Source organism: Dyella sp. (assembly GCF_051954575.1).
Classification (GTDB): Bacteria; Pseudomonadota; Gammaproteobacteria; order Xanthomonadales; family Rhodanobacteraceae; genus Dyella_B.
Genome location: NZ_JBQCHP010000120.1, coordinates 1 through 7,289, shown reverse-complemented (window position 1 = coordinate 7,289; position 7,289 = coordinate 1). Strand labels below are relative to the sequence as shown.

Annotated in this window: 7 protein-coding genes; 3 read left to right on the top strand and 4 right to left on the bottom strand. The window is 64.9% G+C overall.

Going from position 1 to position 7,289, the window contains the following annotated elements; all coding sequences use genetic code 11:
* The 4 genes from fusA to ACTHNE_RS15815 all read right to left on the bottom strand — a co-directional run.
* A partial coding sequence (fusA, locus tag ACTHNE_RS15830; RefSeq protein WP_440269751.1) for an elongation factor G occupies positions 1-1,955 on the bottom strand: 1,955 nt, incomplete at its 3' end.
* Between the two features lie 151 nt (positions 1,956-2,106).
* Positions 2,107-2,778 (bottom strand): M24 family metallopeptidase, encoded by a 672-nt coding sequence (locus tag ACTHNE_RS15825; protein ID WP_324939666.1) that lies wholly within the window; start codon positions 2,776-2,778, stop codon positions 2,107-2,109.
* A gap of 4 nt (positions 2,779-2,782) precedes the next feature.
* The gene (locus tag ACTHNE_RS15820; protein WP_324939669.1) at positions 2,783-3,142 is read right to left on the bottom strand and encodes a DUF1304 domain-containing protein; all 360 of its coding nucleotides are present in this window, start codon (positions 3,140-3,142) and stop codon (positions 2,783-2,785) included.
* Positions 3,143-3,157: 15 nt separating this feature from the next.
* Positions 3,158-4,093, bottom strand: coding sequence for a carbohydrate kinase family protein (locus ACTHNE_RS15815; RefSeq protein WP_324939672.1), 936 nt, complete (start codon positions 4,091-4,093; stop codon positions 3,158-3,160).
* A gap of 343 nt (positions 4,094-4,436) precedes the next feature.
* On the opposite strand from ACTHNE_RS15815, the gene ACTHNE_RS15810 reads away from it, so the two are divergent.
* From ACTHNE_RS15810 to mreD, 3 genes are read left to right on the top strand one after another with little or no spacing between them, the layout of a single operon-like run.
* Positions 4,437-5,483, top strand: a complete 1,047-nt coding sequence (locus tag ACTHNE_RS15810; protein WP_284320308.1) for a rod shape-determining protein — start codon at positions 4,437-4,439, stop codon at positions 5,481-5,483.
* A gap of 21 nt (positions 5,484-5,504) precedes the next feature.
* A complete protein-coding gene (gene mreC / locus ACTHNE_RS15805; RefSeq protein ID WP_324939677.1) occupies positions 5,505-6,494 on the top strand; it encodes a rod shape-determining protein MreC in 990 nt (329 codons plus the stop codon).
* Entirely contained in the window at positions 6,491-6,979 is a 489-nt protein-coding gene (mreD, locus tag ACTHNE_RS15800) for a rod shape-determining protein MreD (protein ID WP_324939680.1), read from the top strand. The genes mreC and mreD overlap by 4 nt, the downstream gene beginning before the upstream one ends.
* The last annotated feature ends 310 nt before the right edge of the window (positions 6,980-7,289 follow it).

The following is a 7,289-nucleotide window of genomic DNA, read 5'->3' as shown; positions in this document are numbered from 1 at the left end:
TCGCTGACCGAGCCGCGACGGCGGTTGATGTCGCCGATCACGTCGCCGAGGTAGTCGGCTTCGGTGACCACTTCGAGCTTCATGATCGGCTCGAGCAGCTTGGGCTTGGACATCTTCTGGGCTTCGCGGAAGCAGGCGCGGCCGGCGATTTCGAAGGCCAGTGCCGAGGAGTCCACGTCATGGTACTTGCCGTCCACCAGGCGGGCCTTGAAGTCCAGCACTTCGTAGCCGGCCACCTGGCCCTGGCGCGATTCCACTTCGATCGCGTGCTGCACCGCCGGGATGTATTCGCGCGGCACGCGGCCGCCGACCACTTCGTCGGAGAACACCACGCCACTGCCCGGTTCACCCGGCTCGAAGATCATCTTCACTTCGGCGAACTGGCCCGAACCGCCGGACTGCTTCTTGTGCGTGTAGGTGTGTTCCACCGTCTGGCCGAAGGCTTCGCGGAAGCTGACCTTGGGCTTGCCCATGTTCGCTTCCACGCCCAGCTCGGTGCGCATGCGGTCGATGGTGATTTCCAGGTGCAGCTCGCCCATGCCCTTGAGCACGGTCTGGCCGGTTTCCTGGTCCACTTCCATGCGCAGCGACGGGTCGGCCTTCACCATCTTGTAGAGCGCGGTGGAGAGCTTGTCGATGTCGTTGCGGCTCTTCGGTTCCACCGCCACGCTGATCACCGGGTCGGGGAAGCGCATGCGCTCCAGCAACACCGGATGCTGCGGATCGGTGAGCGAATCGCCGGTCTCGGTTTCCTTCAGCGACACGAACGCGCAGATGTCGCCGGCGCGCACTTCGTCGATTTCCTTGGTGGCGTTGGCCTGCACTTCCACGATGCGGCCGATGCGCTCTTTCTTGCCGCGCGTGACGTTCTGCAGCGTGTCGCCCTTCTTGATCACGCCCGAATAGATGCGGGTGAAGGTGAGGGTGCCGAACTGGTCGTTGATCACCTTGAAGGCCAGCGCGCGCACGGGGGCGTCGTCGGTGACGTTCTGTTCGCCGATGACGTTGCCGTCTTCGTCCACCATCGAGATGCCGCCGTTCTCGCCCGGGTAGGGCATGTAGTCGATCACGCCGTCGAGCATCTGCTGCACGCCCTTGTTGCGGTACGACGAGCCGCAGAAGACCGGCACCAGCTTGCCGGCCACGCAGCCCTTGCGGATGCACTTCTTCAATGTTTCCAGCGTGGGTTCCTGGCCGTCGAGGTAGGCGTGCATGGCGTCGTCGTCCATTTCCACCGCGCTTTCGATGCTATGCGAGCGCAACTCGGCGAGCTGAGCCACCCACTCCTTGTCGGCGGTGGTGGTGAAGCCCTTGACCTTGGGATGGTCGGCGACCTGGTCGAGCGGGACGACTTCCCACTTGCTGTCCTTGTCGCTGCTGTCCCAGATGTAGCCTTGGCCGGCGATCAGGTCGACCATGCCGATGAAGTCGTCGCTGCTGCCCAGCGGTACCTGGCAGAGCACGATGTTGGCGCCCAGGCGGTTCTTGATGCCGTCCACGGCGTGCTTAAAGTTGGCGCCGATGCGGTCCATCTTGTTGACGTAGCACATGCGCGGCACGTTGTACTGGTCGGCCAGGCGCCAGTTGGTTTCGGTCTGCGGCTCCACGCCGGCCACGCCGTCGAACACCACCACGGCACCGTCGAGCACGCGCAGGCTACGGTTCACCTCGATGGTGAAGTCCACGTGCCCTGGGGTGTCGATCACGTTGATCTGGTGACCCTTCCACTCGGTCGACACGGCAGCGGACTGAATGGTGATGCCGCGCTTCTTTTCCTGTTCCAGGTAGTCGGTCGTCGTGGAGCCCTTGCCATCTTTCGTGTCGTGCACGTCGATGATCTGGTGCTTCTTGCCGGTGTAGTACAGGATGCGCTCGGTCGTGGTGGTCTTGCCAGCGTCGATATGCGCGATGATGCCGATGTTGCGGTAGAGGTGAAGGGGTTTTTGGCGGGCCACTGTCTTAGGTTCCGTAGTAGAAGTCGTGTGTCGAAACAGAAAGCTATTGTCTCTCTTCAGTACGCAAGAGAGCGATAAAAGGTGAGTGGGCCATCCATGGTCCGCAGGGTACGTTTCAAATGTGTATGCAACGTTGCCGAAACCTGCGCGTTCATGGCGCGGCTTCGGCGAGCAGGTCTTCGTAAAAGGCGCCGAACGGTTCGGTCGGGTGGGCAATCTGGATCTCGAGAATCCACAGGCCTTGCGCAGGCTTGTGCTCGAAATCACCCAGGTTGCCGCCCTTGTGCACCGAGTGCGGAAAATCGCTCACGCGATGGCCCTTGATGGCATGGTTGAAACGCCAGCCCATCGCCGCGGCGCGCTCGCAGGCGTAATCATAAAGCTTTTGGCCGCTCAAGCCTTCATGGCGCCATACATGGGCCACCTCGCGGTGCAGTTCGCGTGCGGCCTGGGCGCACGCCAGGCGCTCAGGCGCATGGCCGGTCACGAAGGTATCGCCGACGTCGCCTTCGTGGCCGTCGAACACCAGGCCCAAGTCGATGAAATAACTGTCGTTTTCGCCCAGTTGCACGTCCGGTTGAGAGGGCTGGCGATAGGTTTTCGTGGTGTTGGGGCCGATGCGGACGATCACCGGGTGCCACAGCCGCTCAACGCCCAGCGCCTGGAACACCTGCATGGCCTCGGCCTGGGCTTCCTGCTCGGAGATACCCACGCGCATGCGCGCCTGGATGCCGCGCAGCGCCGTCCAGGTCCGCTCGCGCGCACGCAGCATCAGTGCGGGGTCGAACCGCCCGCCGACCGCTTCGCGATCGTGACCGTCCACGGCCTCAGCCCGCCAGCACCAGCACGATACCGATAGCGGCGGGCAGGCCCTGGATCCACAGCACCTTGCGCGTGGCGGTGAGGCCGCCATACACGCCCGCCACCAGCACGCAGGCCAGGAAAAACAGCTTCACGTGCATGCCTTCGGCGCCACCCAGGATCAGGCCCCAGCCGAGGCCGGCGGCCAGGAAGCCGTTGTAGAGCCCCTGGTTGCCGGCCAGCACCTTGGTCTGCGCGGCGTATTCGGCGCTGGTGCCGAACGCACGCCGGCCTGCGGGCTTGTCCCACAGCAGCATCTCCAGGATCAGGAACCACACGTGCATCAGCGCGATGATCGCGACCACGATGTTGGCGAGCGTCGACATGGCGGTTCGTCCGGCTCAGCCCAGCACGTAGCCGAACTGGTCCTTGAATTCGGCCGCGAACTCGTCGTACGTGAAGCGCTGGTTCTGCGTGCCGGGATGCTCCACCTTCAGCGCGCCCATCAGCGAGGACATGCGGCCGATGGTCGGCCAATCCCAGCCCTTCATGATGCCGAAGATGAGGCCGGCGCGGTACGCATCGCCGCAACCGGTGGGGTCCACCACCTGGCGTTCGCGTGCCGGCGGAATCTCGTGCGTGATGCCATCGGTGTGGATCAGCGAGCCGCGCGGCCCCAGCGTCACCACATAGGCCTTCACGCGCGAGGCGATCTCGCTGGCGCTCCAGCCGGTGCGCTGCTGCAGCAGCTGGGATTCGTAGTCGTTGACGATCACGTAGGTGGATTTTTCGATCATCGACCGGAATTCCTCGCCGTTGAACAACGGCATGGCCTGGCCCGGATCGAACACGAACGGCACGCCGCGCGCGGCGAACTCATCCACGTGCTGCAGCATGGCGTCGCGGCCATCGGGGGCGACGATGCCGATGCTGATGTCCTGGATGTTGCGCACATGGTTGGCATGCGCGCTGGACATCGCGCCCGGGTGGAAGGCGGTGATCTGGTTGTTGTCCAGGTCGGTGGTGATGAAGCACTGCGGCGTGAATTGCTCGTCGAACACGCGGATGCAATCCAGGCGGATGCCGCAGCGTTCCAGGTGCTCGCGGTAGGGGCCGAAATCCTGGCCCACCGCTGCCACCGGCAACGGATCGCCGCCCAGCAGCTTGAGGTTGTAGGCGATGTTGCCGGCGCAGCCGCCGAATTCGCGGCGCATGCGCGGCACCAGGAACGACACGTTCAGGATATGCACCTGATCGGGAATGATGTGGTTCTTGAACTGGTCCTGGAACACCATGATGGTGTCGTAGGCAAGCGATCCGCAGATGACGGCAGACATGGGCTGGTTGGTCCCGATAGGGTTGGCTGGGCGTGGCTGGGCCACGGCGGCAAACGGATTATCGTAGCGCCAGAGCGGGAAACGGGGAACAGGCAGCGGAAAAATGCCCTCTGCCGCCGTGTGCGCTACCGCCGGTTGCCAAGCCCGAATGCGCGGGATGGACGCATTGGCGCAAGCATCGTTCGCTGTTTCCCGTTACTCGTTCCTTAGATCGCGCCATCCCGTTCTTCATCATTGCCCGCAAAATGACTGCTTTTTTAACGCAAATGTCCTTGCGGACAAGATATTTGCTGACTAGACTGGCGCGCTTACTTTTTAGCCAGAGACGGTGCGCGGCGGCCCCATGTTCAAGAAGTTTCGCGGGATGTTTTCCAACGATGTTTCCATCGACCTTGGCACGGCCAATACGCTGATCTATGTGCGCGGCCAGGGTATCGTCCTGAACGAACCTTCCGTCGTGGCGATCCGCCAGGATCGTGGCCCGGGCGGCCCGCGCACGGTTGCCGCCGTGGGCAGCGACGCCAAGCGCATGCTCGGCCGCACGCCCGGCAACATCGCCACCGTGCGTCCGATGAAGGACGGCGTGATCGCCGACTTCACCATGACCGAGGCGATGCTGCAGCACTTCATCCGCCAGGTGCATCGCTCGCGCCTCTTGCGCCCGAGCCCACGCGTGCTGGTGTGTGTGCCGTGCGGTTCCACCCAGGTCGAACGCCGCGCGATCAAGGAATCGGCCGAAGGCGCCGGCGCCCGCGACGTGTTCCTGATCGAAGAACCCATGGCCGCCGCGATCGGCGCCGGCATTCCGGTGCATGAGGCGCGCGGCTCGATGGTGCTGGACATCGGCGGCGGTACGTCGGAAGTGGCGGTGATCTCGCTCAACGGCATCGTCTACTCGCAGTCGGTGCGCGTGGGCGGCGACCGCTTCGACGAATCCATCATCAACTACGTGCGCCGCAACCACGGCACGCTGATCGGCGAGTCCACCGCCGAGCGCATCAAGCTGGAAATCGGCTGCGCCTTCCCGCAGAGCCAGGTCAAGGAGATCGAGATCTCCGGCCGTAACCTGGCCGAAGGCGTGCCGCGCATGTTCACGGTCAACTCCAACGAGATCCTCGAAGCCCTGCACGAGCCGCTGGCCGGCATCGTGGCGGCGGTGAAGTCGGCGCTGGAGCAGACCCCGCCGGAACTGTGCTCCGACGTGGCCGAGCGCGGCATCGTGCTCACCGGTGGCGGCGCATTGCTCCGCGATCTGGATCGCCTGCTGTCGGAGGAAACTGGCCTGCACGTGCAAGTGGCGGACGACCCGCTCACCTGCGTGGCGCGCGGCGGCGGCAAGGCGCTGGAGCTGATCGACCAGCACGGCAGCGATTTCTTCGCTCCCGAATAATCGCGCCCCGGGGGTCAGGCCATGCCGCTCGCGCGCGAGGAATCCTCGCCCCTGTTCGCCGGTACCGCCGCCGGCACCTTGCGGCTGATCTTCTACCTGGCCATGGCGCTGGTGCTGATGGTGCTGGACCATCGCAACGGCTGGCTGTGGCGCCTGCGTTATGCCACCGCGATCGTGGTCGAGCCGGTTTACCGGCTGGCGAGCCTGCCGGCCGATGGTTTCCATGCATTGGGCGTGGCGTTCGCCGATCGGCGCATGCTCACCGAGCAGAACCAGCGCCTGCGCGAAGACCTGCTGCTGGCCAATGCCAAGCTCAACCGCATGGCGGCGGTGGCCGAGCAGAACCAGCGCCTGAAGGAACTGCTCGATACCCAGCACAGTCTGGAATTGCACGTGCAATTGGCACGCGTGATCGGCGTGGACCTGGGCGCCTATCGGCATCGCATGATGATCAATCTTGGCGCACGCGACGGTATCAAGGCCGGCCAGCCGGTGATCGACGCGCACGGCGTGGTCGGCCAGATCATCGACGTGCTGCCGAACTCCGCCATGGTGATGCTGGTGACCGATCCGGATCACGCCGTGCCGGTGGTGGTCCAGCGCACTGGCCTGCGCACCATCGCCTATGGCTCGCGCAACGGCCAGCAGCTCACCTTGCCGAACGTGCCGATGGCGGCCGATGTGCATGTGGGCGACAAGTTGCTTACTTCCGGCCTTGGCGGGCGTTTCCCGCAAGGCTTTCCGGTCGGCGAGATCAGCAACGTGGAAGCGGCCGCCAGCGGCATGTTCCTGGAAGCGCGCGCGGAACCCACCGCGGACCTCGACCGCGCCGACGAAGTGCTGGTGCTGCACGACCTGGCCGAAGCGGCCGGCCCACCGCCGCCGGCGCAGCCGGCCGGCCCCCCAGCAAGCGACGCGCCCGCGCCGGCGTCCACAACGGCTGCGCCGCACACCGCTGCACCGGTTTCCGCGAAACCGGCATCCGCGCAAAGCACAGGAACTCCGCCATGAGCCGCCAGCGCCTGTCCTTCTGGTGGTTCGCCGGCACGCTGTTCGCGGCGCTGCTGTTGATGCTGGTGCCGCTGCCGCACGTGCTCGACGCGTTCAAGCCGTACTGGCTGGCACTGGTGCTGCTGTACTGGGCGTTGGAATCGGGCGATCAGCGCGTCACGCTGGGGTTGGCCTTCATCCTGGGCATCTGCGCCGATGTACTGACCGGCGTATTGCTCGGCGAGCAGGCGTTGCGCCTGTGCGTGCTGGCCTTCATCGCGCTGCGCTTCCGTTCGCGCCTGCGTTTCTTCCCAATGTGGCAACAGACGCTGGCAGTGCTGGCGCTGCTGGTCAACGATCGCTTCCTGCTGCTGGTGGTGCGCGCCTTCGCCGGCGAATCCACGCCCCCGGCCTTGTGGTGGGCTTCGCCGTTCGTCAGCGCGGCGCTGTGGCCGTTCCTGTTCCTGTTGCTTGACGACTTGCGGATGCGATTGAGGTTGCAGTGAGAGCAGTGAATCGGGAACCGGGAATCGGGAATCGTCAAGGCGGTGCGCGCGCGGACCTGGCGCATCTCGTTCATGGCGCCCGCAACCGCTGCGGCGATTGGCGATTTACGATTTACGATTCCCGCCGCCACCGGCCATGAAACGCCTGCGCACCTACAAAGACACCCGCGGCGAAGGCGAGCTGTTCCGGCGCCGCGCGCTGGCGGGCTTCGGCCTGATCCTGCTTGGCCTGTGCGCGCTGGTGGGGCGCTACGTGTTCCTGCAGGTGCTGCATCACGACGAATTCGCCACCCGCTCGGTCAACAACAGC